This is a genomic window from Marininema mesophilum, from assembly GCF_900106775.1.
Lineage (GTDB): Bacteria > Bacillota > Bacilli > Thermoactinomycetales > DSM-45169 > Marininema > Marininema mesophilum.
This window is the reverse complement of record NZ_FNNQ01000014.1, coordinates 82,545-107,692: the sequence shown is the minus strand read 5'-3', so window position 1 is coordinate 107,692 and position 25,148 is coordinate 82,545. Positions and strand designations below refer to the sequence as shown.

At 44.8% G+C, this 25,148-nt stretch carries 23 protein-coding genes, 11 tRNA genes and 3 pseudogenes; 9 read left to right on the top strand and 28 right to left on the bottom strand.

Annotation, left to right across the window (positions count from 1 at the left end; all coding sequences use genetic code 11):
• Positions 1 to 285: pseudogene (locus BLV90_RS16415) on the top strand (amino acid permease); the annotation flags it as partial.
• 86 nt (positions 286 to 371) lie between these two features.
• Positions 372 to 896: a bifunctional transcriptional activator/DNA repair enzyme AdaA gene (locus BLV90_RS13350; RefSeq protein ID WP_245726357.1), complete on the top strand. Its 525-nt coding sequence runs from the start codon at positions 372 to 374 to the stop codon at positions 894 to 896.
• A 146-nt stretch (positions 897 to 1,042) separates the two neighbouring features.
• On the opposite strand, the gene BLV90_RS13345 is transcribed toward BLV90_RS13350, so the two are convergent.
• The 3 genes from BLV90_RS13345 to BLV90_RS13330 all read right to left on the bottom strand — a co-directional run bounded on the left by BLV90_RS13345 (position 1,043) and on the right by BLV90_RS13330 (position 1,884).
• A tRNA-Leu gene (locus tag BLV90_RS13345) sits at positions 1,043 to 1,128 on the bottom strand.
• A gap of 29 nt (positions 1,129 to 1,157) precedes the next feature.
• Positions 1,158 to 1,242 (bottom strand) — tRNA-Leu (locus BLV90_RS13340).
• A 357-nt stretch (positions 1,243 to 1,599) separates the two neighbouring features.
• Entirely contained in the window at positions 1,600 to 1,884 is a 285-nt protein-coding gene (locus tag BLV90_RS13330) for a hypothetical protein (protein ID WP_091742017.1), read from the bottom strand.
• Between the two features lie 266 nt (positions 1,885 to 2,150).
• Between BLV90_RS13330 and BLV90_RS13325 the strand changes: the two genes are divergently transcribed.
• A complete protein-coding gene (locus BLV90_RS13325) occupies positions 2,151 to 3,281 on the top strand; it encodes a hypothetical protein (RefSeq protein ID WP_091742014.1) in 1,131 nt (376 codons plus the stop codon).
• A 964-nt stretch (positions 3,282 to 4,245) separates the two neighbouring features.
• Here BLV90_RS13325 and BLV90_RS16015 read toward each other — a convergent pair.
• Positions 4,246 to 4,371 (bottom strand): annotated as a pseudogene (locus BLV90_RS16015) (IS982 family transposase); the annotation flags it as partial.
• Between the two features lie 333 nt (positions 4,372 to 4,704).
• Between BLV90_RS16015 and BLV90_RS13310 the strand changes: the two are divergent.
• Positions 4,705 to 4,902 (top strand): DUF3951 domain-containing protein, encoded by a 198-nt coding sequence (locus BLV90_RS13310; protein ID WP_245726356.1) that lies wholly within the window; start codon positions 4,705 to 4,707, stop codon positions 4,900 to 4,902.
• A 1,203-nt stretch (positions 4,903 to 6,105) separates the two neighbouring features.
• Here BLV90_RS13310 and BLV90_RS13305 read toward each other — a convergent pair.
• Both BLV90_RS13305 and catA read right to left on the bottom strand, forming a co-directional pair.
• The gene (locus tag BLV90_RS13305; protein WP_091742008.1) at positions 6,106 to 7,770 is read right to left on the bottom strand and encodes a catalase; all 1,665 of its coding nucleotides are present in this window, start codon (positions 7,768 to 7,770) and stop codon (positions 6,106 to 6,108) included.
• A 211-nt stretch (positions 7,771 to 7,981) separates the two neighbouring features.
• Positions 7,982 to 8,635, bottom strand: coding sequence for a type A chloramphenicol O-acetyltransferase (gene catA, locus BLV90_RS13300; protein ID WP_091742005.1), 654 nt, complete (start codon positions 8,633 to 8,635; stop codon positions 7,982 to 7,984).
• A 171-nt stretch (positions 8,636 to 8,806) separates the two neighbouring features.
• Here catA and BLV90_RS16880 point away from each other — a divergent pair.
• Positions 8,807 to 8,902 (top strand): annotated as a pseudogene (locus BLV90_RS16880) (NAD(P)-dependent oxidoreductase); the annotation flags it as partial.
• 110 nt (positions 8,903 to 9,012) lie between these two features.
• On the opposite strand, the gene BLV90_RS13295 reads toward BLV90_RS16880, so the two are convergent.
• The 15 genes from BLV90_RS13295 to BLV90_RS16710 all read right to left on the bottom strand — a co-directional run bounded on the left by BLV90_RS13295 (position 9,013) and on the right by BLV90_RS16710 (position 15,916).
• The gene (locus BLV90_RS13295) at positions 9,013 to 9,651 is read right to left on the bottom strand and encodes a DUF6518 family protein (protein WP_091742002.1); all 639 of its coding nucleotides are present in this window, start codon (positions 9,649 to 9,651) and stop codon (positions 9,013 to 9,015) included.
• Between the two features lie 655 nt (positions 9,652 to 10,306).
• Positions 10,307 to 10,382 (bottom strand) — tRNA-His (locus tag BLV90_RS13290).
• A 10-nt stretch (positions 10,383 to 10,392) separates the two neighbouring features.
• Positions 10,393 to 10,469, bottom strand: a tRNA-Asp gene (locus BLV90_RS13285).
• Positions 10,470 to 10,672: 203 nt separating this feature from the next.
• A tRNA-Lys gene (locus BLV90_RS13280) sits at positions 10,673 to 10,748 on the bottom strand.
• 74 nt (positions 10,749 to 10,822) lie between these two features.
• Positions 10,823 to 10,898, bottom strand: a tRNA-His gene (locus BLV90_RS13275).
• Positions 10,899 to 10,908: 10 nt separating this feature from the next.
• Positions 10,909 to 10,985 (bottom strand) — tRNA-Asp (locus tag BLV90_RS13270).
• 6 nt (positions 10,986 to 10,991) lie between these two features.
• Positions 10,992 to 11,067: transfer RNA gene (locus tag BLV90_RS13265), tRNA-Val, on the bottom strand.
• A 5-nt stretch (positions 11,068 to 11,072) separates the two neighbouring features.
• Positions 11,073 to 11,148, bottom strand: a tRNA-Glu gene (locus BLV90_RS13260).
• Positions 11,149 to 11,184: 36 nt separating this feature from the next.
• Positions 11,185 to 11,276 (bottom strand) — tRNA-Ser (locus BLV90_RS13255).
• Positions 11,277 to 11,283: 7 nt separating this feature from the next.
• Positions 11,284 to 11,358 (bottom strand) — tRNA-Asn (locus BLV90_RS13250).
• Between the two features lie 289 nt (positions 11,359 to 11,647).
• Positions 11,648 to 12,139 (bottom strand): MogA/MoaB family molybdenum cofactor biosynthesis protein, encoded by a 492-nt coding sequence (locus tag BLV90_RS13245; RefSeq protein WP_091741999.1) that lies wholly within the window; start codon positions 12,137 to 12,139, stop codon positions 11,648 to 11,650.
• A complete protein-coding gene (gene moaC / locus BLV90_RS13240) occupies positions 12,136 to 12,621 on the bottom strand; it encodes a cyclic pyranopterin monophosphate synthase MoaC (RefSeq protein WP_091741996.1) in 486 nt (161 codons plus the stop codon). Before moaC ends, BLV90_RS13245 begins: the two co-directional genes overlap by 4 nt.
• Positions 12,622 to 12,634: 13 nt before the next feature.
• A complete protein-coding gene (moaA, locus tag BLV90_RS13235) occupies positions 12,635 to 13,651 on the bottom strand; it encodes a GTP 3',8-cyclase MoaA (protein ID WP_091741993.1) in 1,017 nt (338 codons plus the stop codon).
• 57 nt (positions 13,652 to 13,708) lie between these two features.
• On the bottom strand, positions 13,709 to 15,523 hold the full coding sequence (locus BLV90_RS13230; protein WP_177168064.1) for a molybdenum cofactor synthesis domain-containing protein: 1,815 nt from the start codon (positions 15,521 to 15,523) through the stop codon (positions 13,709 to 13,711).
• 270 nt (positions 15,524 to 15,793) lie between these two features.
• Positions 15,794 to 15,916, bottom strand: coding sequence for a hypothetical protein (locus tag BLV90_RS16710; protein WP_281242040.1), 123 nt, complete (start codon positions 15,914 to 15,916; stop codon positions 15,794 to 15,796).
• Between the two features lie 210 nt (positions 15,917 to 16,126).
• Between BLV90_RS16710 and BLV90_RS13225 the strand changes: the two genes are divergently transcribed.
• Positions 16,127 to 17,272, top strand: coding sequence for an aminotransferase class I/II-fold pyridoxal phosphate-dependent enzyme (locus tag BLV90_RS13225; protein WP_091741988.1), 1,146 nt, complete (start codon positions 16,127 to 16,129; stop codon positions 17,270 to 17,272).
• A 202-nt stretch (positions 17,273 to 17,474) separates the two neighbouring features.
• Here the strand turns inward: BLV90_RS13225 and BLV90_RS13220 are convergent, their stop codons facing one another.
• Positions 17,475 to 18,164, bottom strand: coding sequence for a Bax inhibitor-1/YccA family protein (locus tag BLV90_RS13220; protein ID WP_091741985.1), 690 nt, complete (start codon positions 18,162 to 18,164; stop codon positions 17,475 to 17,477).
• 129 nt (positions 18,165 to 18,293) lie between these two features.
• The gene (locus tag BLV90_RS13215; protein WP_091741983.1) at positions 18,294 to 18,794 is read right to left on the bottom strand and encodes a hypothetical protein; all 501 of its coding nucleotides are present in this window, start codon (positions 18,792 to 18,794) and stop codon (positions 18,294 to 18,296) included.
• A 402-nt stretch (positions 18,795 to 19,196) separates the two neighbouring features.
• Here BLV90_RS13215 and moaD point away from each other — a divergent pair, with 402 nt between their 5' ends.
• Both moaD and BLV90_RS13205 read left to right on the top strand, forming a co-directional pair.
• Positions 19,197 to 19,916 (top strand): molybdopterin converting factor subunit 1, encoded by a 720-nt coding sequence (gene moaD, locus BLV90_RS13210; RefSeq protein ID WP_091741980.1) that lies wholly within the window; start codon positions 19,197 to 19,199, stop codon positions 19,914 to 19,916.
• A complete protein-coding gene (locus BLV90_RS13205) occupies positions 19,913 to 20,944 on the top strand; it encodes a ThiF family adenylyltransferase (RefSeq protein ID WP_091742039.1) in 1,032 nt (343 codons plus the stop codon). The genes moaD and BLV90_RS13205 overlap by 4 nt, the downstream gene beginning before the upstream one ends.
• A gap of 237 nt (positions 20,945 to 21,181) precedes the next feature.
• On the opposite strand, the gene BLV90_RS13200 is transcribed toward BLV90_RS13205, so the two are convergent.
• From BLV90_RS13200 to BLV90_RS13185, 4 genes are all read right to left on the bottom strand, one after another.
• Positions 21,182 to 22,093, bottom strand: coding sequence for an NAD(P)-dependent oxidoreductase (locus BLV90_RS13200; RefSeq protein WP_091741977.1), 912 nt, complete (start codon positions 22,091 to 22,093; stop codon positions 21,182 to 21,184).
• Positions 22,094 to 22,112: 19 nt separating this feature from the next.
• Positions 22,113 to 22,685, bottom strand: coding sequence for a thioredoxin family protein (locus tag BLV90_RS13195; RefSeq protein WP_091741974.1), 573 nt, complete (start codon positions 22,683 to 22,685; stop codon positions 22,113 to 22,115).
• Between the two features lie 198 nt (positions 22,686 to 22,883).
• Entirely contained in the window at positions 22,884 to 23,459 is a 576-nt protein-coding gene (locus BLV90_RS13190; RefSeq protein ID WP_091741971.1) for an N-acetylmuramoyl-L-alanine amidase, read from the bottom strand.
• Between the two features lie 265 nt (positions 23,460 to 23,724).
• Positions 23,725 to 24,183: a SprT family protein gene (locus tag BLV90_RS13185; RefSeq protein WP_091742036.1), complete on the bottom strand. Its 459-nt coding sequence runs from the start codon at positions 24,181 to 24,183 to the stop codon at positions 23,725 to 23,727.
• A gap of 89 nt (positions 24,184 to 24,272) precedes the next feature.
• Here BLV90_RS13185 and cmpA point away from each other — a divergent pair, with 89 nt between their 5' ends.
• Positions 24,273 to 24,404, top strand: a complete 132-nt coding sequence (cmpA, locus tag BLV90_RS13180; protein WP_091741968.1) for a cortex morphogenetic protein CmpA — start codon at positions 24,273 to 24,275, stop codon at positions 24,402 to 24,404.
• A gap of 210 nt (positions 24,405 to 24,614) precedes the next feature.
• On the opposite strand, the gene BLV90_RS13175 is transcribed toward cmpA, so the two are convergent.
• On the bottom strand, positions 24,615 to 25,031 hold the full coding sequence (locus BLV90_RS13175; protein WP_091741965.1) for a hypothetical protein: 417 nt from the start codon (positions 25,029 to 25,031) through the stop codon (positions 24,615 to 24,617).
• Positions 25,032 to 25,148 lie beyond the last annotated feature (117 nt).

Genomic DNA, 25,148 nt, shown 5'->3' with positions numbered 1-25,148 from the left:
GTAATGATCACCACAGGATTAGGGATACATTTCACGAAGTTACTCTTTATACCGAACTCCCTAGGCATAGTTGTTTACATCCTTTCCATGATGGCGGCAATGAAATTATACAAAAAGAATTCCATGGTTTGGGTTAGCGGATTGATTTCGCTTATAATGCTGGTACTGTTTAGTCCTTTCCTTGGATTGCACCTCATCGTGCCTGCCTTTGTTAGTGGTCTGTATTTCACCTATAAGAAATCAAGAAACAGGAGAGATTCTAAAGCACAAGTTAATTCTTCTTAGAAGGGGGCTTTCATCCCACATGAACACGATTGAACTTGGAGGTGTGAAAAATTAAAACTTTCCAGTCGGAAAAGTTATGGCAGGCAGTGGTTCAATGCGATGGAACCTACGATGGATGCTTCTATTATGCAGTAAAAACTACTAAAATATTTTGCCGTCCCTCATGTAGATCAAAGACGCCCAAGGAAGAAAACGTGGAATACTTTTTTCACATCGAGGATGCGCTTTGTTCCAATTATCGGCCTTGTAAACGGTGCCGTCCCGATCTTCTCCAAGCTAACTATGAGCCTACTCAAGAAGTTGTTGATCAAGTTCAACAATTATTGGAAAGTAAGTATGATCAATCGTGGACATTGGAGAAGATTTCTAACCATGTGGGAATCAGCGCTTGTCATTTGCAACGGCTATTCAAGAACAAGACGGGACTTAGTCCTCGACAGTATCTCAATCAAATTCGTATACAACGAGCAGAGCAATTGCTTCTAAATGGGGAAATGAATAATGTGGAGATATGTTATGCAGTAGGATTCAGAGAACCAAATCAGTTTTATGCTGCTTTTCGCAAGGAAACGGGCTCTTCACCATTGAATTTTAAGCGTAGTCAATATTGAACTATTTCTCCAAGTGAGTTAGTGGTTTTGGGTTGAATAGCGAATTTCTTCAACACAAAAAACCACTCCTCGATTAAAATACCGAGTAGTGGTCTTCTCTTCGTAAATAGGGCTTCAAATGAGCCAAATCACATAAAAGCCCATTTTGGTGCGGTCGGCGAGACTCGAACTCGCACAGCCAGAGGCCACTACCCCCTCAAGGTAGCGTGTCTGCCAATTCCACCACGACCGCCCATTTGGTATATCATCTTAAAACAAAACTGGTGCGGATGAAGGGACTCGAACCCCCACGCCCAAAGGCGCTAGATCCTAAATCTAGTGCGTCTGCCAATTCCGCCACATCCGCTCAATGGCAATATTTCTAACGATTTACTTATGCGCTTTTTTCGACCTATGTGTTAGACCATCTAAAGACGCGCCTCAAAATCACAAGGATTATACTACACCTTTACGGGTATCTTGTCAACTATTGCGTCAAAAGTTTCATTTTCGATTTAAAGATCCAGAGGTAACGGAGGCGGAGACATCTTCGCAATGAATGGATGAACAGCTTCACCACCCGATCTAATGACATTAATCCCATGCCAACGCTTTAGATTCATCGCATCTTCAACAGCATATGGTGCGATCTCTTCCTTTAGTTCTTGAAACGTCTTTTTTGATATCGGGTATAACGAATAATGCGGAAGAGCCGACTCAATAATCACTCGCCGTTCTTCGGCATATGCTCCCAGTTGTGAAACATCCATATGTGGGCTACGCGATACTTGCGGCTGGTCACCGCCGCACCCTTCCACACTTCAGAACCTTTGATATAGTGGTGTGGTTCATCAAGAACGACAAAATACGGAAATTGAGGCTCTGGACGCAATCTCATCGCAAGGTGAATGCTGGCATTGAAAATACATAAACCATGCTTGTCGTTATTCTTATAAGCTTTTTCCGAGGTACTTTCGGCATAATCTCCCCTTAGAAAAACGGCCCCCATTCGATGCTACCGTCTTCGATTTTTCTCCTTATATTTTCTCCCTAATTTATATTGTTGTTCTCCAATGGGCCTTATCCAGGCCCTCTTTTTTTACTAGGGTAAATCTACCTTCTCACGTTGTCATTGTCATAGAAACTGGCGACTGTCAGGCCATGCATATATTGCCAACATCACCAATAACTTTAGCTTGATAAAGCCTTAGTTTATCTATTTAATTAATTTAGATAGAAAGAGGGGGACACAATTAAATAAAAGGAGAGAAGATCATGAAAAATGGCAAAAGAAGATTGTTTACAGGTGTGATGGCTTTACTACTAGCTGCTAGTGTGAGTGTGGGTGCGAGCTCAAAAGCCTTTGCTGCACAAAAGAAAGATGCGAAGCTACCCGATAAGTATATTCAAGGGTATAAGGTGGACAGCAAAGATGGTAAAAAAACACCAGTCTATAATACTACACCACAATCTAAAGGTAATAAATTACTAGATTCACCACAAAATAAAGAGGCTAGTCCGTATGAGGCCAATTACCCTAAATTATCCGAAGATCCCTATGCGCCTGCACCGGAAAGCGGAACAACTACAACTGATTCGGGGAAAATAGGAGATGTCGTATATTTTAAACTAAAAGGTGTACAAGCACACTTTAATGGGTCAAAGGAATTCACAGATGCTGGAGTTTATTTAGAAAAAAAATCGGATGGTACCATTGAAAAGGGGCTCTATGATGTGAAAACAGGTGCAACAAACACTGCCCCAGTTGAGACAATTAATAACGAGAGGGCTCAGCATGGCGAAGCATGGATGGTAGAAAAATATGGACCATCCATGGCTTGGAGTAAAGCTTTTGATGGAACCTCCAAGTTAAAAAGAGAGAGCAAATATAAATTACTTGGAACAAGTACCGTTGCCAATTCCGCAGAGTGGTGGTCTGGGCTAGATATTAAACATGGTGTATCGAAGACAGAATCATATAGTTTTGCATGGACTATTGGATTCAAGTTTAGTGTTGAAGAAGGTGGCGGTATAGTTCCAGGGAAAGTTACAGAAGAATTTAGTACGGACTTAACGAATACATTTGGCGAAGAGATTGCCATTTCGGATGAAGTAACGTATAAAGATCAAACTAGAGTGCCAAAAGCTGATAATTCAGCTTATCAATATGACGTCTATCGAGGAGCATTGTATCAATTGACAAACACTTATACCCTTGAACCTGGAACCGGTTTACAAGAACTGATCAACGCTGAGGAATATCCGGGAGACTACGGTTTTAAACAAGGATTGGCTAACCCTTCATTCCAATATAATTCCAAAGAACTGTATTATCCCATAACACCGGGTTCACATGTTAAACCTGGAGAAGGCGGCGAAGATAACCCACCTGAAGAAGGCGAATAATAATTCCAAAAACCTAGTTAAAACAACTTCTATACACCGCATTAGAGATTGTAAAAGCCCGATTATTAAAGAATAGAGTAGCGAGGAGATCGAACACCCTCGCTACTCTATTTTTTTATGCCTCCATCACCATTGACAACGTGATTAGGAAAACTTTTATTTCAAAATATCGGAAAAACTTCATATAATTATAGTGGAGTTGAAATGTATTTTGCTGTAACACCAGGTTCACATTGTATCTCGAATCACTGTGAGATAACTTAGAAATTCCGCGATTCCAAGCCATCTAAGATAAATAAATCAGGCGCTGAGAGCCGTTGCGGAAGCCCCGGATCTGAGATCCCAGTGATGTCGCCTCCATTTTTGTCCCCGATGTGGTAAGAAAAGCAGTCTCGGAATCCTTTTCATTTCGGGATTTCTGTTCAAAAAGAAGTTCCCCAAATCAGCCCTTAACTTCATATTATATTTAAGTTGGGACGAAGCTCACCGGAGAAAATTAATGGAGCCACTATTCGTCTCTGAAATAATCAGTATCATTCTTCGCTTGCGAAATACTATTTCATGGACTGGGAACGCATTAGATAGATAAGCTGATTTCGCATGTCCGCGACTTGCCGCCCATGCTATTCGAGCGGTTTTATTTCGGTTTGATACCGAATCCAAAATCCTTGAGAGTTTCCTATGGAACTCAGGTGCACCGTCTTTATCCACTGTCGCCGAAGGAACTAAGTTATCTGGGTTAACTGGGTTTCTCGCCTCAGAGAAATACTCATAGAAAAAATAGAGCATATCAACTTCTGCCCGATATATGTGATCTAAGCGTTGTAACTCTCGAAAATATACATCCATCTCTTTTCAGCTTCAATCCAAACCCTCTATATACCTCTTAGAGCTGAGAATGTAAAATGTGTACGATAATTGGAAGGAGGGTAAAACTAGATATATTAAAATTAGGCAGAAAAGGAAATAGATTCTCACAAACAAACCGGTGCCACATTCGCTCTGAGGTAAAGCCAATCATGTGTCCAAGAAGATGAACCGCGATGATCACTGCATCTCATTGTTTTTGTAGGTGAATATTCCGTCGATTTTGTACAAAATAGGGGACGATGATCTCGTAAGCTTTCTCTACTTCCTTTAATATCCTCGATAACAAATGGTGAACTTGAGGGAAGGTTTTGATACTATGAAAAGGCACTTGCATGAGAATCCTCCTTATGAATTGTTCGCACTTTCAATATGAGGGATTCCTTTTTTTGCAAGGGCTATTATTTAACTAGCACTACGGGTTATGAAGTAGGTTATGAAGTAGGTTTGCAAACCATAGACTTTATCATCAAAGGATCGCTTCTTTAACTACAGTTTCTCTAATAAGAAGAGGGATTTTCATGTTCCTAGTTAATATCCTACTTATGTTATTTTTTTGACAATAGTTTCTTTATTATCAATTATTGCAATTAAAATTTTTGTAAAAAAAAGAACTATCGATATTCATTATGCACCATTTGAACACATTACCGGTCAAGCTAGCATTGAGTTTCATGAAGAAAAGGAAGATGAGAAAGAAGATAACGCAGAAAATGGTGAGGATAAGAATAAAAAGACAGATCCCACCCTCTAGGCAATAAACCAGATACGTTTGACTTCCTAGGTTTTACACACTTTTGTGATCTAACTCGTAAAGGGAAGTTTAAAGTAGGAAGGAAAACAAAAGGAAGAAACTCAATGAGTCTCTTAAGAAAATGAATAGTTGGTTGAAATCGGTGAGATGCATGGTTGGACTTAAGGAGTGGTGGGCAGTTCTGACTGTCAAAATAAAAGGTCACTATGAGTAGCTAGTTTACGAGTGTTCTAAAGACTGACTCGCAGATTAGGCCTACAAGTGGCTGAATAGGAGAAGCCAGAAAAAGAGTATGAACTGGGATCAGTACATGCAGTATGTTCGACTATTCCCTCTCCCAACTCCTGAGATCAAACATAATATCTATATCGGATGAAGAATGACAAAGTGAGTATTGATGAGGGGCCGTATGCGAGAAAACCGCACGTACAGTCCTGTGAGGGGCATAATAAGTTCCTCACGTTAACGCAGTTAACGAAAGGATGGGATTTAGATATGTCTACTCGACTGGAAAGCCATAAGTTGATACTATATTAGAACGAAGAATTTTTTTATGCAATACTTTGGTGTTGGAGGAATCTACGTTCGTATATAGTGGGTGATACATACCCAATTACGAGCATGAGCATATAGATAACAACAAATTTTCAGATCGCAAAAACAATCTATCGAGCATTTTAAATAAAATTGAGAGTGATATCTTTAATGAGTAGAAGCACTGGTTTTATAAAGAAACAAGGGACATTATTTTGCATTTCCATCCGGAACGTCTAGGTGATAATAGATACAGACGAAGAGCCCAATATATTTCAGAAGAAATAAGAGAATATATTTCAAAACATAATGTCATCGGTTATGGTGAAAAAGTTTTATCATCCCGAAATAAAAGTCAGCGAGTGGCAACGGTGGAGCCACCAATTTCGCAATAAACGGATGAAATCGCTTCACCGCCAATTAAAGTTGTAGAATTTGTTCGCAACACAACAAAAAAGTGATCCCCCGGCTCCCAACCTAAGGTATCACTTTTTACCCAGAGGTTCCAGCTTGGCCAATGTTGTCAACTCCCAGCCAAGGTGTTTCAGCACCTTGGCTTTTCTATTGTATCCAAGCTGACACTCTGGTATTACGACTCCCAGAATTCTGGATGCATTGCCATGAATCAAATGAAACATGCTCTTTTTTTGCTAACGAGATCAGGATAAATCAATAGAAATCTGAGGGGTGCCCCTTTTCCATCGACCACTGTACAGCTTCCTCAGTGCCATTTGCTCCCATGGGGCCACCGCCTCCTACAGGAAGAGCACCGGGCTTCCAGCGACTTAATCCCTCAGTCACACGGCGACCGTACTCTTCATCGCATTGGTGGAACATCTCCAGCATCTTCTCTTGAACGCGAGGATCACAAGGTCCAAGACCAATCACCAGGTTGTTGATTAAATCTTCCCGCTCCCACTCTTCCATTTCTCTAAAGGTGCGGCCAGCCTGGCCAAAATTATTGGTTCGTTCAATCGATTCTCGTTTTACATTCCCCTCCACATAGGGTTCGTGGGGAATTCCGCCAGTATCTGCTTCCTTCAGACCGGCTCGTAAGGAAGGTTCATAGTTGATATGAGGGTCTTCTCCTGGAGCCATATCGACGTAATAAGCCATTTGACCATCCCGGAGATTGGTTGCTACATGCTTTTTCGGAGCATTGATCGGCAGTTGCTGATAGTTACTTCCTACTCGATAGCGTTGTGTATCAGAATAGGAGAAAGTCCTCCCTTGTAACATCTTATCGTCAGAGAAATCGAGTCCATCTACGAGGACACCTGTACCGAAGGCCGCTTGTTCCACTTCAGCAAAGAAGTTAGTCGGGTTTTTATCCAGCACCATCCGTCCAACTGGAAGAAACGGAAATTGCTCCTTTGGCCATAGTTTTGTATCATCGAGGGGGTCAAAATCCAGTTCTGGATGGTCGCTATCTTCCATGATCTGTACATATAGCTCCCATTCCGGATAATCCTCTCGTTCGATGGCTTCGTACAAGTCTTGTGTCGCGTGGTTAAAGTTTTTCGCTTGGATTTGTTCGGATTCTGGTTGAGTGAGATTTAGAATCCCTTGTTTGGGCTCCCAATGGTATTTAACCAATACCGCTTTCCCCTCCGCATTGACCCATTTGTATGTATTGACTCCGGAACCTTGCATCTGGCGGTAGTTAGAAGGGATTCCCCATGGAGAGAACAGGAAAGTGATCATATGCATTGCTTCAGGGGTTTGACTGACGAAATCAAAGATACGGGTGGTATCCTGACGATTGGTTACAGGGTCTGGTTTAAAGGCGTGAACGAGATCAGGAAATTTGATTGCATCGCGGATAAAAAAAATTTTGAGGTTGTTTCCGACCAGATCCCAGTTTCCTTCCTCTGTATAAAATTTGACCGCAAACCCCCGTGGATCACGTAATGTTTCAGGTGAATGAATCCCATGAATAACTGTTGAGAAGCGGACAAAGACCGGGGTTTTTGTCCCTGCTTCTTGAAATAGCTTCGCCCGCGTGTATTTGGAGACAGGTTCATTCCCTACCTTTCCATAGGTTTCAAACCAACCATGCGCTCCTGCTCCACGTCCATGAACTACCCGTTCAGGAATACGTTCTCGGTCAAAGTGGGTAATCTTCTCTAAAAAATTATAGTTCTCTAGAGTAGATGGTCCTCGATTCCCTACTGTACGGATGTTTTGATTATTACTAATCGGGTGTCCTTGACGATTAGTCAATGTATCTTCTTGCTCTCTCTCAGACAATCTCCGATCTGTACTGCCACCGACACCGGTAACCGAAGTTCCAGTGGTACTTGGAGTAGTTCCGTTCTTAGAATCATCACTCATCCAGGTTTCCTCCCTCATGTGAGAAAAATGATGTATCGAGGATTAGTGTGATTCTAGGACTCTTCATTTATGCCCCTATCCTCAATAAAAGGAACCATGATCCTTCTAAAAATAAAAGAATCGTGGTTCCTTTTATCGCCGCTGCCACCTTGCTACCCATGGCAACGATTTCGGTGATTGATTTCTGAAACTTTGAAGACCCTTCTATATGCTATATTAGCCATTCTTCACAAGAGTCCACTAGTTTTTGCAGATCATTCACAAAAATGCTTACGTGATAACCATCACACACAGCATGGTGAACTTGCAGAGAAACAGGCAAAAATACCTCTTCCCCAACTGAAAAGTATTTTCCACCTGTAATAATAGGGAGTAAATACTCCGCATCATTATAAAGATTAAGATTGAAACCAGTAAAGCTAACCCAAGGAAGAAAAGAGATTGAGAATGTATTAGCTGGCAGTTCTCCTCTTGACCAAAGCCCCTTTTTGTTTCCGAATTGCTCCAAATCCCTTAGATAGCGCTTATAAAATAGAGAGAAATCATTTGAGTAATCCGTCCACGTTACGGAAAAGGTATGATCTTCTTTATGAAAAATCGTATAGCTCGGTGACATTTCATCCCAATATCCCAATTGCCTCTTATCATTAAAAGAAGTTCTGAACTCAGTATATAAATTGATAACCCTTGAAACCATGTATATAAAAACAGGATACAGCTTAACATTCTTATTTCTTATCATATTAAGCAACGTAGTAATATTCAAGTTTACTGTAATGCTATAAGTACATTTGCTTTCTTTCATATAGTGTTCAAAATAAGGTTTTCTACCCCATCGATCTATATCAATCCGATTAAAGCTCATTATTTACACTCCAGAAGTCATGTTAACCTAAGGAGGATCATATCATCACTTAATATTTGGTTTTTTTATCCTCTACCTATAGGTCTCTATTTCACGATACCGAATAATTTACCCTAAGTCCAATCTCCGACTTCCCCACTCGGCTTCTTGACTCCGTTTTTTTCTGGAAACCCCTCACTGCCTTCTCACCTGCCTTACATTTATTTGGCATCAGATGATTCATCCTATGTAACGGGGCAGGTACTCCACGTAAACGGAGGGATCTGACGGAATCCTGATGCGGGGAAGACCACGAAGCCCGAGAGGATCATTGGCAGCTTTACCTAAAGGACGAACTCACATAAGTGAAGTGCGCTTTAAATTTATTGTCCGGTAAGCTATCTTATCATTAACAAAAAGTTAATTGAATGCAGCAGTTCATAAATGGTTATCCCTAAAATTAAAATAGGCATTAATGCTTTGTAGCAGGAAATACGATCCCTTTTTTCTAACCAATAAATCAAAACAAGCCCAAAAATTATTTGAACTATACCAACGTTCATCATATGAGAATAATCATTGAAGTGTATGAACGTAGTTAACCCTTCTGAAATAAATACACCACCAATGAGGGAACTTCCAAATTTATGCATTGGATGTCCATCATTTCTCCAATAAAAACCGGCTAGACCGATAATAGCCCCACCGATTAGTGCCATAACAGTCCATAATGAAATAAAGGCTGTTGAATAAGGAACATGTTTTATAAGCATGCCATAACCGTAATATCCTACTACCATGCCAAGCAATGTTAAGATGCTGGATATGATGGACTTCAAATTTGATGAACCTAGTGAGCCTGTAAAAAAGGCTGGTAGTAGCCAAACTGATCCAGAATTAGCAAGTGAGTCCCAATATTCCGGGAGAACTCCTTGCCCTAGGATTGTAAGAATTCCTATGATGATTCCAATGAAGAATGAGAATAATAGATACTCTACCTGCTTCATCGCTTTCAATTTGTCTGATATGTTCCCCATAAAGTATCCCTTCCTCTACTTAGCTACATTTTATACGAATGCATGATCCCAATTATACTGCCAATATATAGAAACCCTGAATAAACGCCTTATACTTCTCAATCTATCGTATCTGCCTCTGTGCGCCTCATACAGCAATGATAGATTTAAGATTTTTAGTTATTGGTCTGAAAAATCAGTCTACTTACTCCCTCAAGTTATTTTTGGTAGTTTCTCCCCCCTAGACTGGTACAATGAAATGGCAACGCAAGTGATGGCCGGGGGCCGGTCAAACTCCCTATGAAAGGGGGTGCGGCTTGTTGGAAATCTGGCGATTCGTAGTTTACGAACGAATTCCCGGAAAGAACAGCAAACGCCCCCGGTCTAAGCGTAAAGGTTCCTAGGCCAGATCGCTTAGCAGGGGGCGTTTTTTCACCTGAGGCCGGCCTAAGCCAGCGTTGTACATCGACAGTCGGGCTACTCACCCGGCTGTCTTTGTTATTGTATGATTATTTTACCCAAATTATCGCATTGTGTAAACAAGCTGTCTACTTCAGCATTCAGCAATATAAGCCATACTCCCATCATCACAAGAAGTATCTATATTAACATACTAAAAACCTCTAACGCTATTTATCACAACGCTAGAGGTTTTTATCTTCCTAATCAATCGATGTGGGGCGACCGATGGGAATCGAACCCACGAATGCCGGAGCCACAATCCGGTGCGTTAACCACTTCGCCACGATCGCCATATAAAAATGGCGGAGCTGACGGGGCTCGAACCCGCGACCTCCGGCGTGACAGGCCGGCGTGAACTCCAACTTCACCACAGCTCCATGTTTTAGAGAACTCTTATATTTTATCATCCGAGCAAGCGTTTGTCTACGGTTTTTCCAAAGAAGATAATCTTCATTCTCTTTTCACCTAAAGAACAAACCAAAAAGCACCTTTTCTTTCATCTTTGTTGTTAACGTGTAACAATGAAGTTCCGATATACAAAAAATGGAAGATCCATAAAGAATCCTCCATTTTTTATATCTGGTGAGCCATGCAGGATTCGAACCTGCGACACCCTGATTAAAAGTCAGGTGCTCTACCAACTGAGCTAATGGCTCTCACTTGGTAAAAAGGCAGGAATCGAACCACGCATCACAGTGTCAACATCCATACCCTTACCTAAAATACACAGTGGGGCGACCGATGGGAATCGAACCCACGAATGCCGGAGCCACAATCCGGTGCGTTAACCACTTCGCCACGATCGCCATATAAAAATGGCGGAGCTGACGGGGCTCGAACCCGCGACCTCCGGCGTGACAGGCCGGCGTGAACTCCAACTTCACCACAGCTCCCCATTATGGTGGACGATGACGGGCTCGAACCGCCGACCCTCTGCTTGTAAGGCAGATGCTCTCCCAACTGAGCTAATCGTCCATTTGTGGTGACCCGTAGGGGATTCGAACCCCTGAATGCCAGCGTGAAAGGCTGGTGTGTTGACCGCTTCACCAACGGGCCTAATATTAAGATAACTTGTCCATTATCTATAAATAATGGCGGAGAGAGCGGGATTCGAACCCGCGCGGGGCTATAAGCCCCCTAACGGTTTAGCAAACCGTCCTCTTCGGCCTCTTGAGTATCTCTCCATAAAAATGGCTCCTCCAACAGGACTCGAACCTGTAACCTACCGGTTAACAGCCGGGCGCTCTACCATTGAGCTACGGAGGACCGTTTTATAAGCGACATGGTTCATTGTAACCGATGATCACTCTAAAAGCAAGGACTTCTTTTAGAAAAGTTCAGCCTAACTTCATGAACCATTCACTCCTTAAAGCGCTTTAGCATATTAGCACAGGCCGAAAGAGTTCGTCAATAGGTTTCTATTTTTCAAGTGTCTATGACCGTTCCTAAAAACCTTGACAGCAATCGCGTATAATAATCCGATAATATCCCATTTATCTATTTCCTTTTATTTGTTGGGCCTAAGGTCAAAAAGCTATATCAATAATGGTTGTTCTTAACCATGGTCACCAACGTGTCCCGTCAGCACATCCAAACCATGCGGCAATACATCGATAATCGCCTCTAAACACTCTCTCACTGCCTTTGGACTGCCAGGCAAATTAATAATGAGTGTCTTTCCTCTAATTCCTACGACTGCACGAGAGAGTAGAGCATATCTCGTTTTTTTCAACGAAGCCATCCGCATCGCCTCAGCAAGTCCTGGAGCCTCTTTATCAATCACCGAGCGGGTCGCCTCAGGGGTGACATCTCTAGGCGCAAAACCTGTCCCACCTGTTGTCACGATTAGATCTACCTGGATTTGATCCGCGAAGGTGATCAAGCGTTGTCGGATCGTATACCAATCATCGGCAATCATCTCGGAAACCACAACTTCCCCATCCATTCGAGGAATTAAGCTTCGGATTTCCTCCCCACTTAGGTCTTCCCGTTCCCCTCTAGCTCCCTTATCACTTGCAGTCAACACCCCTACTCGCCATCGCTTCATCCCTCTTCATCCCCTCGATGAAAGTCCCCACTTTTTCCACCCGTTTTTTTAAGAAGACAGGTCTGCTCGATGACGATCCCTTTATCATAGGCCTTGCACATATCGTAAACGGTGAGAGCTGCCAATGATGCTGCTGTCAAGGCTTCCATTTCTACACCTGTCACGTTATCTGTTTTAACCGTCGCTATAATTTCTAATTGATCCTCTCCAAGAGACGAAAAGGAAATATCCGCCCCGCGCAGAGGAATGGGATGACACATCGGAATCAGATCCGAGGTTTTCTTCGCTGCCATGATTCCCGCTACCTGCGCTACTGCTAGTACATCTCCCTTCCCCACCGTACCCTCATAGATGGCAGTTAAAGTCTCTGGTTTCATCTTTAACACGCTCTTTGCTTCCGCAGTGCGCCTTGTTACCTCTTTTTCGCTCACATCTACCATCCGAGCGCGGCCTTGTTCATTGATATGTGGATAATTCCTCATATTTTTCACCTCCTCAACCACCGATATAAGACATCTCTATTTTCTCATAGGAAGAAGGGTGGTTCCCCCGTTCCTCTGAATAACGATCTTTGCGTTCTCCCCAGGTTTCACGGATGATCTTTAAGAGCTCATCATCCTCTGCACCTTGCCGCAATGGGGCTCGCAAATCAACCCCGCCTGAAGCGAAAAGACACGTATATAACTGACCCTCCGCGGACAATCTTGCTCGTGTACATTGACCGCAAAAGGGTTCTGAAACCGAAGAGATGAACCCGATCTCCTGATCAGTTCCCTTGTAGCGGTAACGAGAAGCCACTTCCCCAAAGTAGGACGCTTCCATAGGGATGAGGGGCATTTCTTTTCCGATCTGCTCTACCATTTTATTTTTGGAGACCACATCGGATCGATTCCAACTGTTGCTATTGCCTACATCCATATACTCAATAAAGCGAAGGGTGTGTCCCTTCTCCTTAAAATACTGAGCCATCGGCAGGACCTCATGATCATTGATCCCCTTTTGCACCACCATATTCACCTTGACCCTCAGCCCTACCTCAGCGGCCGCTTCAATCCCTGTAAGTACCCGATTAACATCGGATCGATCTCCATTCATCCGGCGAAATACCTCTTCATCCAAAGCATCTAAGCTCACATTTACTCGATCTAACCCTGCTTTTTTCAACTCTTCTGCTTTCCCCTGTAAGAGAGAAGCATTCGTAGTTAGAGCAATATCCATAACGCTATCGATTTCTCTAATCCCGCGAATTAAATCAGGTAAATCAGCTCGCAGTAGAGGCTCTCCCCCTGTCAAACGAACCTTTTCTACTCCTAATCCTGTGAATAGACGAATTAAACGAAGAATCTCTGTAAAGGTAAGCAACTCCTTATTGTGCAAAAAAGCATAATCAGGACCAAACACTTCAGCTGGCATGCAATATCCGCATCGAAAATTACAACGATCAGTAACCGATATCCGTATGTCTCTCAATGGCCGGTTCAACTGATCGGTCCAATCCACTCGTCCATTCACAACGATTCCTCCCTTCTAAAAAGAGATAGTTCTCTATCTCACTCGATTCTCAAAACACTAGAAAAATACATACCCTGGTAATGAATGAATGACCTCTCTCATCTCCATCGATTGAAGTGAAGCAATCAACTTTTCTTTCCCTTCAAATTCTATCGAATCATCCATTTCTAGACTGAGTGTACATGTTCCACCCTGTACGAATTTTAAACCCACTTCTTCTGCTACAGCACGAGGACCTATCGTTCCACTTGCAACCCCCGATACAACACAGGCGGCGGCTTTCCAAATCAATGGAGTAGTCCAGTCTATATCCTTCCTCAGTATCTCATCTAACACAATTCCTTCTCGTTGAAGCCTCCATGCTAACTCCTGTGGAAACGCACTTTTACAAGGTGGGAGAAGCCATCGCGCCTCAGTTCCCTGGTCCAAACCATCCATCAGCAAACCCCACTCTTGTTTTGCAAAAGATAATACTTCTCCTCTTTGCTGTGGACCTTTATCCTCTTGATCCCCTTTTTCGCTTCGCAGGATCCGTCCATGAGCAGGAAAATGCTCACTTTCCTTCGCTTCTATCCGCTTTCGTAATGTCCACCCAGGGAAATGTTTAGGGAACAAAGCCATCCATCGATCCAGCAGCGGATCATCCACCCCACCAATCCACAACGTCTGCTTAATCGCAGTTAATGGCCTGAGTAACTTCACCTCCACTTTCGCTCCAGCCTCTACCCCTTCACAATCAACAGAAAGACTCAGCATCGCATCAGCCATCACCAGGGACATAGTCACCCCGGCCCCTCTACTCATAGGAAAGGCGTGATACTCTCCCTTGTGGTACATCACTCCCAAGCGGATAAAATCTTCTCCACCCTTCTTTCCCTTAATTGCCTCCAACATACGAACATTCAAAAAACCTTGTTCATTCATTCGCATCTGATATCCATACCATGTATCGATCAAAGGGGGGAGAAACCATTCTAATGCTAAACATGCGGAGACTGGATACCCAGGTAAACCCAATACCGGTTTTCCATCAACCTGGGCTAAAATCGTCGGTTTACCTGGACGAGCCGCTACCTGATGGACGACGATCTCCCCTAGTTCTGCCAAAGCTTCCTGGGTAAAATCTTTAGTACCTGCTGAAGAACCGGCGAGCACAAGTAGGATGTCACAAGACTGCACCATTTTCGCAACGACTTGATGCAACATACCTAGATCATCGGGAACAATGTCAGTTACTTCTACTTGCGCTCCCCATTCTTCTAGGGTGCCATGAATGATTTCACTATTGAACTCAATCATTTTCCCTCTTTGCGCAGGTGTTCCCGGAGGCACCATCTCGGAACCGGTTGGAATCACTACAACCTGTGGTTTACAGAGAACCCGCACCTCCTCTACTCCCCCTGCCAAGAAAGCCCCTACATCCAGCGGACGAATGCGATGTCTTGCAGGTAGAAGCAGTTCCCCTATTGCAACATCTTCTCCCATCTGCCGCACATGCTTCCAAGGTACGGCAGATGCATCAATCTCCACTCTCCCCTGCCCAAGATTACGCACGTGCTCGATCATGATCACTGAATTTCGACCTACAGGAAGCGGATCCCCTGTATTTACCTCGTCATAATCGATTCCAATCCGTAACACGATGGGCGTGGAAGCTGTTGCCCCTTGCGTTGCCTGAGAGTCGACCGCAATTCCATCCATCGCAGCTGCTGGGAAAGAGGGTGTTGCCTGACGCGCAATAACTCCCTCAGCTGTCACGCGATGGATCGCTTCGGTTACAGGTACTCGTTCCATCCTTGCCGAGAAGGAAATAGACGAAAGTAGGCGCTCCCTCGCCTCTGCGATTGACACGGTTTTTTTAGTCCTTCGCAAAAACATCCCTCCTCATGTTAAAAAAAGTCTCCTCACTATAAAGGATAACAAACACCCTTACTAGTATCGAGCCGGAGGGAAAATACAGAATAAAGAGAATAGAAAGAGGGGCATCCATGCCTAGTTGTTTACAACCGGGTGTGATTTGGATATGATGATCATATAATACAAAGATCACCGGGAGGCGACCCGGTGATCGATGAATCATGACGCTGGCTTAGGCCGGTCGCACATGAGGTTTGCAAACGCCCCCACTAAGCGATTTGGCCGTTAACCTTTACGCTTAGACCGAGGGCGTTTGCTGTTTTTTCCGGACATTCGTTCGTCAACGAAACGCCAGACTTCCAGCAAAACGCGTAAGATGGTGAAGATCATCACCATCTTCTCCAGCATAGGCCGCACCCCCTTCCATTAGGGGAAGTTGCGACCAGCCCCCGGCCTTTACTTGCGTCACGATAGGGTCATTATATCAATCTTTGCAGGAATAGACTACCAATTGCGAAAAAATCAAATCCTATGAAGAAAATCAGAATTGGGTTTCCAGTAAATATTTGATACTGTATAGAGATACAACTCCTCCATAAAAGAGGTGAACCGATACCGATGAAAAAGAACATTATTAAGGCTGAACAGGAAGTACTTCAAGCGACACGCCCTCCCTTCTCAAAGATCGTCACCAATCTCCCCCCTACAGTCCCCTTCGTCCCCCCAGAGGAAATGGAACGACGTACAGGACAATCGATTCATCTGCGACTGGGAGCCAATGAAAGCAACTATGGAATGTCGCCAAAGGCACGCCAAGCTATGGAACAAGCCGTATCAGAATCCTACCTATACGGAGATGCGACAACCTACCACCTGCGAAGGAAATTAGCCGACATTCATGATGTAGACCCCGACCAAATCATCCTTGGTAGTGGACTGGATGATTTACTCGGTTTGATCGTCCGAACGTTCCTTGATCCTGGTGACTCTGTCACCACTTCCTTGGGTGGGTATCCTACCTTCAATTTTCACGTGCAAGGATATGGCGGCATCCTTCACACGGTACCCTACCAAGATTTTCGCAACGATTTAGAGGGGCTCGCTCAAAAAGCCCGTGAAACGAACTCTCGTATTCTTTATCTTGCCAATCCCGATAACCCTACTGGCTCCTGGTGGGAAGCCGATGCCATCTCCAAACTACGCGACTCCCTCCCTGATGGTTGCTTGCTCCTAATGGATGAAGCCTATGTCGACTTTGCTCCCGCGGACACGGTCTGGCCTATCGATCCAACCGATTCCCAAGTCATTCGTGCCCGAACCTTTTCCAAGTCTCATGGAATGGCTGGTACGCGCATCGGTTATGCCTTTGCTGATAAAGAGACGATCCAAGCCTTTGATAAAGTGCGTAACCACTTTGGTGTCAATAGAATCGCCCAAGCAGGGGCACTCGCCTCCCTACAGGATACTGATTTCCAACGGGATATCATCCATGCTGTATCCGTTGGCAAAGAGGAGTATGCTACCCTCGCCACTGAATTAGGAATCACCACCCTTCCTTCATTCACCAACTTCGTCGCCTTCGATATGGGCACTCCTGAGCGAGCGACCGCAGCAATGGATACCCTCTGGAATCGTGGCGTCTTTACTCGTGTTCCTGGCGCTCCACCCTTGAATCGTCTGTTACGCGTTAGCGTCGGAAGGCCCGAGGAGCGACAGGAATTTGCTCAGATCTTCGGGGATATCGTGCCTACACTCCCCAAGTAACGCAAAAAGATAGCAAATAGACGTTCATCATAAACCGGCTCGGCTCGGTTTCTCTAAGTAAATCATTCTCCTTCCACACGCCCTCTCTGGCGTGTATTTTTTCACTAATTTGCCCTCCCCCCATCAAAAAAAGGACGCTGACCTCAAGAGCACCTACGTACTCTTAAGGCAACGTCCTTTTTCTAACTCTACATCAATAAACTTAGTCCCTGCTTCCAAAAAGGCGAAGCAGGTAGATAAAGATATTGATGAAATCCAGATACAGACTTAGTGCACCTAAGATCGCTACTTTGGTGTGAGTAGCTTCATCCACCGCCATCTCTGCCTGCATTCGTTTGATCTTCTGTACGTCATAGGCGGTCAAACCACAGAAAATGATTACACCTAAATAACTGAGGACTGTGCTAATCATATTGTTATTTAAGAACATGTTAACGAGGGTCGCAATAATCAACCCAATCAAAGCCATGAACAGAATACTACCGAGTTTAGAAAGATCCTTCTTCGTAATCGCTCCATATACCGCAAATGCCCCAAACATCGCTGCTGCGGTTACGAATACACCAAGAATGGAACCTGTTGTATACATACTGAGTAGTGGAGTAAGGGTTACACCGTTAAGGGTCGCATAAAGGAAGAAGACAAAGGTGGCCGTATTAACGGACATTTTATGAACTCGTACCGCCAGGAAAAACACCAACACCAATTCAAAAATCACTAATCCAATAAAGACCGGTGGGTGCTCGTTGAAGTAGAAAATGATTTTCTTATCTGCTAGCAAAAGGGCAGAAATTATAGCCGTCAGCGAAAGCCCTGCAAACATCCAAGCGAACACTCGTGTCATCAGGCTTGAGGTAGGCACTGCGTGACTATGATCGACATATGGATTCATCGTAGTTAAATCTCCTCCTAATAAGGTTATCCCATTTAGTATATAGATAAGAGCAATGCTTTTGCAATAAAGGAAACTACGGCCAATAACCTACTCACTATTGCAACGATATGCTTATCTTCAACGCTCTTAAAACCGCATGTCCGCCTTCTCACGTTCAGATTGGTCTAAGGCCTCTCGCAGTCTTTCAACAAGTCCCTCCATCATATCCGCCCGTTTTTTCCACGGAAAGTCAGGTACTTGCTCAGATAGCTCTGCCATCTTATTCATATCATATTCGAGGAATTGGATGACTAGCTCACAAGTTTGCACTAGATCCTCCCATTTTTCCTCTTTTAGTGTTATTACACCGTTCTCTTCTTCCCGTTGATTCTGCACGTTCAAATCATCCTCTCTCGCTACTTGACGTCCGCTTTGATCTAGGGAAGTCGCCTCGGGTAGAGGAAACCCTACTTTTCGTTCCAAGGGCTTCACCTCAATTTTATAACTTTCCCCTCCAACGTGATCCACCTCTAGGCCCTCCCCAACCCACTCAATCCGAGTAAAGGGACGCTCACCCTGCTCCATCGCATCCAGCTGATCCACAATCAATTGAAATAGTAATTGAACCGTTTCTAATTTAGATTCCATCATAAACCTCCTCGACTAGTCAGTAATTGGAACAACATTTGACAGTGACAACTGTACACTAACATGTATATGTTCAGCCTAGTAATCTCCATGAGAAATTCCCATCAAGACACAAGGCCGATAAATTCCCTAAGTAAATTCAATGGAGAAATCCTGTCATAGGAAAAGAAAATGAGTGCCTATATCTGATACTCGCCAGACTGACCCAGGTTTGATATCCTGTATCACAAGGAAAATCTCCTTATACCAGCTAATCAAGTTGATATCCATACTCTACACCTAACAACGATGTCGATGATACTGGAAAATCATGATCATCGCTTTCTCCCATGGAGGATACGAACCTACCCAAAGTTAAGCCACCTATCACCGAAAGGAGGCAGGCGCCTCTTCGCCGCTTCTATGCAAATTACCATTTTTCTGTTCGCTGGGATAGCAGAGACTCTCGGTCAGCGAGACCTTCACCTAGACCTACCAGAAGGGTCCACCGTCCAGGAACTTACCCAGCAGCTAGCTATGCAATATCCCCAGATCACAGAGGCCCTCCAACGCTCTGTTGTTGCTTGCAATGAGGAGTATGCTTCGCCAACACAACGACTCCAACCTGGGGATGAAGTTGCTATCATTCCCCCTGTCAGCGGTGGTCAGGAAGAAGGGGAGAGAGGTACCTCGACTTGTTTCATTACCCGTGATCCCCTCTGTCCAGAATCTCTCATGAAACAAGTCTCCAATCCCCGAGCAGGTGCCATCCTCACCTTCGCGGGCACAGTAAGGGAATTTACGGGAGATCAGCAAACAATATTCCTCGAATATGACGCATACATCCCCATGGCTCTTCGCCAGATGGAACTGATTAGAAATGAAATAAAACACCGCTGGCCTGAGGTGGAAACTGCCATCGCCCATCGGATCGGCCGCTTAGAGATCGGGGAAATTAGTGTGTTAATCGCTGTCGCTTCCCCTCATCGAGCCATATCCTTCGCCGCAGGGGAATACGCGATCGAGCGGCTGAAAGAGACCGTACCCATCTGGAAAAAAGAAGTTTGGAAAGATGGCTCCACATGGAAAGGACCTCAGACTGAACATTGGAATCCACAAGGAGATGAATCCCGTTGCAGATAGATCGCGAACGTTTTTCCCGCCAAATTCTCTTTTCACCCATCGGCGAAAAAGGGCAAACACGCCTCGCTGGGGCACGGGTTGCTGTCATTGGACTGGGCGCCCTCGGTACTGCCCTCGCCCACCATATGGCCAGATCCGGAGTGGGCTTTCTACGTCTCATCGACCGGGACTTTGTGGAAAAAAGCAACCTTCAGCGGCAGATGCTCTATGATGAAGCGGATGCATCCGCAGGAATTCCTAAGGCAATAGCGACCCGTGAAAAACTTGCCGCTATTGATTCAACTATTCAGTTGGAAGCAATCGTCACAGACGTCACCTGGCAAAATGCTGAAGAGTTACTCACTGATGTCGACCTTATTCTCGATGGTAGCGATAACTTCCAGCTTCGTTATCTTGTTAACGATATCAGTCTCAAACATCAAATCCCTTGGATTTATGGAGGGGCTGTCGGTTCCCGAGGCATGAGCTTCACCATCCTTCCTGGTGAGACCCCTTGCATCCGCTGTCTTTTTCCCGAATCCCCTCTCCCTGGCACTACAGAGACCTGTGATACTTCTGGAGTCATTGGCCCTATCGTCCAGATGGTTGCCGCTAGGCAAGCGGTAGAGGGCATGAAGATTCTCATCGGGGATTACGAAGCCTTAGATCGACGGCTACGCCATATGGAACTATGGCAAAATGAAGAGCTTGCGCTTAATGTTGCTGATCAAAAGCGAGCAGACTGTCCTGCATGTAGCCAAGCAATATACGAGTATCTTCAACCCCAAAACGAGGGTGAAAGCACACTCTCTCTTTGTGGGCGCGACACCATACAAATAACACCCCATCATCCCACAAACCTTGACCTAGAGGGCCTTGAGAAACGGCTTACCCCCTCCGCTCAGGTTGAGCGGAACCGATTTCTTCTTCGCGCCCAAGTGGACGAGCAACACCGGCTTGTCGTATTCCCTGATGGGCGTGTCCTTGTCCAAGGGACCTCCGATCATACGACCGCTCGTACAATCGCCACACGATATCTCGGTGGGTAATAATAGACAAATAGAGCCGGAACTGTAATAAGTTAGACTTTTCTAACGTTTATGCTCCTTTAAGATTCTATCATTTTCCGTTTTTCAGGGAAACCGCCCTGAGACGAACACGATCGTCAATGAAGCAACCACCCGAATACTAACAAAACATCTTTTCTAGCAAAAAATAGAGTAGCAACGGGCAGGATCTTGGCCTTGTTGCTACTCTATTTGCTTAGTTTCGGATCTTAAGGGTCGTTACTCCCCAGACCCTTCAGGCAAGATCTCCACGTTACCCAGTTGCTCCATCACGCTGATAAGAGCATGTGTGCCATCTTCGGATCCCCCTTGGGCTTGTACTGAGCGCAGGAGTTGATTGACAGCCGCCGTGCCAAGTAAGGGTAGTTCCAGATGTTCTGCCTCTTGTAAAACAATTCGCAAGTCCTTCTGTTGAAAACGAACGGAGAAGCCCGGTGCGAGATCGCCTTTAACAACACGAGGGCCAAGGTTCGCCAACGCCCAGGAACCAGCGGCTCCTTGAGTCGTCACCTGGATCATTTTCTCCAGGTCAACTCCGGCTTTTTTTGCAAAGGAGAGGGCTTCTACCATACCAAGGAGATTGAGTCCACACATAATCTGGTTACATGCCTTCACCGTTTGGCCAGCTCCATTGGGACCACAGTGGACGATATTTTTCCCCATCGCTTCAAAGAGCGGGCGAACTTCTTCCAGGACATCCTCTGCCCCTCCAACCATGATGGAAAGCGTCCCATCTCGTGCACCAACATCTCCACCGCTCACCGGCGCATCCAGCATCCGTACCCCTTGAGCCGCCGCTTTCGCAGCCAACTGACGCGTTGCATCTGGCGAGATCGTACTCATATCCACTAGGATTGTACCTGGCTTCGCCCCAGCAAGCACACCCTCCTCGCCAGCAACCACCTTCTCTACATCTGGTGTATCCCCAACAATGGTGATTACGACATCGCTCACCTGAGCAACCTCCCGAGGAGATGTTGCCGTAGCCGCTCCCCATTCTTGAGCCAAATTCATTTTCACTTCGGTTCGGTTCCATACTGTCACTGGAAAGCCCGCCTCGTGTAAATTACGTGCCATCGACTGCCCCATAATCCCTAATCCGATAAATCCTACACGCACTGTATTTTTCAAAGTCAACTCTCCCTCCTGATTATCTTATCAAAGTAGAGGTCGCTTCCAATCGCTCACGTATACTACAATTGACAGCTTCCCAGTATTCAGGGTTCCTTTTAATTTCATATTTGAAGGCGCGATACATTTCCTTCTGTTTCGTTGCAAATTCCTCATCCGCAGGATCAGGCAGGGTGCTTCGTACTTCTTCAAGCAATTGCTGCACCTCAGGTGCCCGCGGCCCCCAAACAGCCTGCTCATTTCCCTCAGCATCGATAAAAATCATGATCGGTATGGATCTGGATTTACCATTGGTTAAGTATTGATCCATCAGATCTAAATGATCATCTCTGTTTAAAAAACGTAGTGAAATCATCGCTTCTTCAGCAATCTTTATCAGGATCGGTACACAGAGCATCGCATCTCCACACCAATCCGCAGTGAGTACCACAGCCCGCAAATCTCGCTCACGAAGAGAATGATAAAAGACCAGGTCCTCCTGACTTAGCGCAAATTGATCATGGATTGCGAGAAGGCCCTCCTGGTTCACTTTCATCCCATCAATATATTCTTTGGTCGTCATGCCCTTTGCAAACCATTGGTTTAAACCCATGGATCCCTCTCCTTCACCTACATTTTTTTCTTTTCATTGTAACCCTTTCTCTATAGAATCCAATAGAAAAATGTTGACTTCCAGAAAACCCCTTTACGTGCTAGCTTCGAGAATGTTTCTCGAAATCAACACGTAAAGGGGTTTTTTTATGAGCGACTCATTTCTAGACACGAACATGTTATCAATGGATTCCTGTGTTTACTTCTCCACTGTCCTTGATTCTGACTCTGCTTGAATATCTGCTAAAACGGACGGACGAAGCCCACTCACCATCTGCTCTGCTACCTTACGCATCCACTCTGGATTCTCTGCATATTTCTTCTCTTCTGTAGTGTACCGCCATTCAAAACAAACGGCAGGTACTTCTGCCCAAGTAAGAAGGGGGAGAGAACCTGGCATTGCCTCGGTGTCATTTTTCTTACCCCAATCGATTACATCTACCTGCCGAAGTATATACGCAGCACCATTGTGGAGTCCAGCTTGGAGAGAGCGGGTAGTGAGACCAGCACAGCAATCGATATATGAAGCGAAGCCAGGCTCTTTATGATCCGTCACGGGATGAACATGAAAGCTGAGCCACACGTCTGCATCGGTCGTTTCCATTTGACGGCGCTTCTCTTGCCATGAAATGGTCGCCCCAGTTAATGGAAGCAATGCTTCTTTGATATCATCCCTCCGTTGCAGGGAAAAAGCCAACAAATGAGCCATCTCCGTACATAGTCTCCGCTCTCGGCCATCGATGTGTCCGTAGTCCAATCCTATGGTTAAACCCATCACCCTCACCCCTCTCTCCGTAATACGATTGCCCTGTTTGTCCCTATCTTAAACCTCCATTAGTACTTAAATGGGTTTTGGGGGTTGTACTATTATATACCTCAAAAAGCGAAACCATGAGTATGTACTATGGCAATGATTCACTTCGATATTAAAAACCTATTTCTCTTGACTCTATGTCTCAGTATAAACCCTTACCTGGCTAAGGTCTCCCAAAATCTTCCCTAATAACCTAAACCTCCATATTCTACTGCAATAAATGCTCTTATATTTCACGCAAGGATAACGGGCCATGGCATGCACCACATCGGTAACGGTTTGGATCCATCTTCCTTTGACGAAATGCTTCCTGTCCACAATTCTGGCAGGTTAGCACATAGCGAGCACCTTTCCTTTTCGACTTGATCCCTGGTAAAGGTGGCGTATGACGAAGACCTCCTACACGGGCAAGTAAATCCTTGAAGTCTGCATCACGGTGGTGATATCCTTTTCCTTCGATATGTAGATGATAGTGACACAGCTCATGTCGAATAATCCGATCCATTATTTCACGCCCCAGAATTTGCAGATGACGAGGGCTGATCTCAATCCGATGGTCGGACAGAAAGTAGCGTCCACCTGTGGTCCGCAAACGGCTGTTAAACTGTGCGTGATGACGGAAGGGTTTCCCAAAATCGCGTAGGGAGATTGTTTCCACCCACCGTTGTAGAGTAGGAGCATCCATTTTTGGGAGAGATCGATCATTCACGGTACAGACCCCTCCTTCATAAACTTTTACTATGACGCGAATCTGTATAGGGGAGGCCTCATTCTATGCCTTACTGGCTACGTCGTCAGCTACAACGGGCATTTCAAGGGAAAGACCGCCACCAGATTCGAATCCTCAATGATTGTTGGTTTCAGTACCAGGAGAGAAGTGATTATCTCCCTTTTGAACAACGATAGCATCAATATCCATGGAGTAAGCCTACCATATTACAAAACCCTTGCGGGACATTTTTTATCCACTAATGAAAGATAAAATCTTTTATAAAACCTTCTCGAAAAAATCTATATAATTTAGAGATATTCCTCTTTCTTAGAAAGATCCCCTTGTTCTTGGCTGGCACAAGGGGATCTTTCTAGGAATACACGCAGTATTCTCGTTAATAAGGCTTATTGTTTAGGTACACTATGTCCCGCGGTAACCATCAAGATCGTGCCAATCAAAGCGCTACTCACAGTATAAAGCACCTCAGCCATCCCGGTGTCCATCCGGTAATGATCCTCAGCGTCATGTTTTTCCATCGTCGAAATTCCGGGGAATTGGGGATGGACATTTGTCATGTTTGCTAGAGCATCACGACACTCCTCGGATTGGATTACCATCGGGAAGAGTCGACGGAAGGTTTCCCCAATAAACTCATCGCGATTACTTGCAACCATCCCCAAGTCCTGTCCCTTCATTTCTCTTTCAACAAAGGCTACGATTCCAGTTAATTCATCGGTTCCTTCAGTGAACAATTGCGCGCAGTGGGCCGTCATCTGTGCCGTCTGCTCTGCCATCTGTTGTGCTACACCATGCTGGATCATGGATATCCTCCTTTATACTTTGCTCACCCTTACTATGCCAAGGGTGGGTAAAATCATACAAAAAAAGAAGAGACGATTCGCCTCTTCTTCTCCTTGCCCAACCCTCCAGCTGATTCA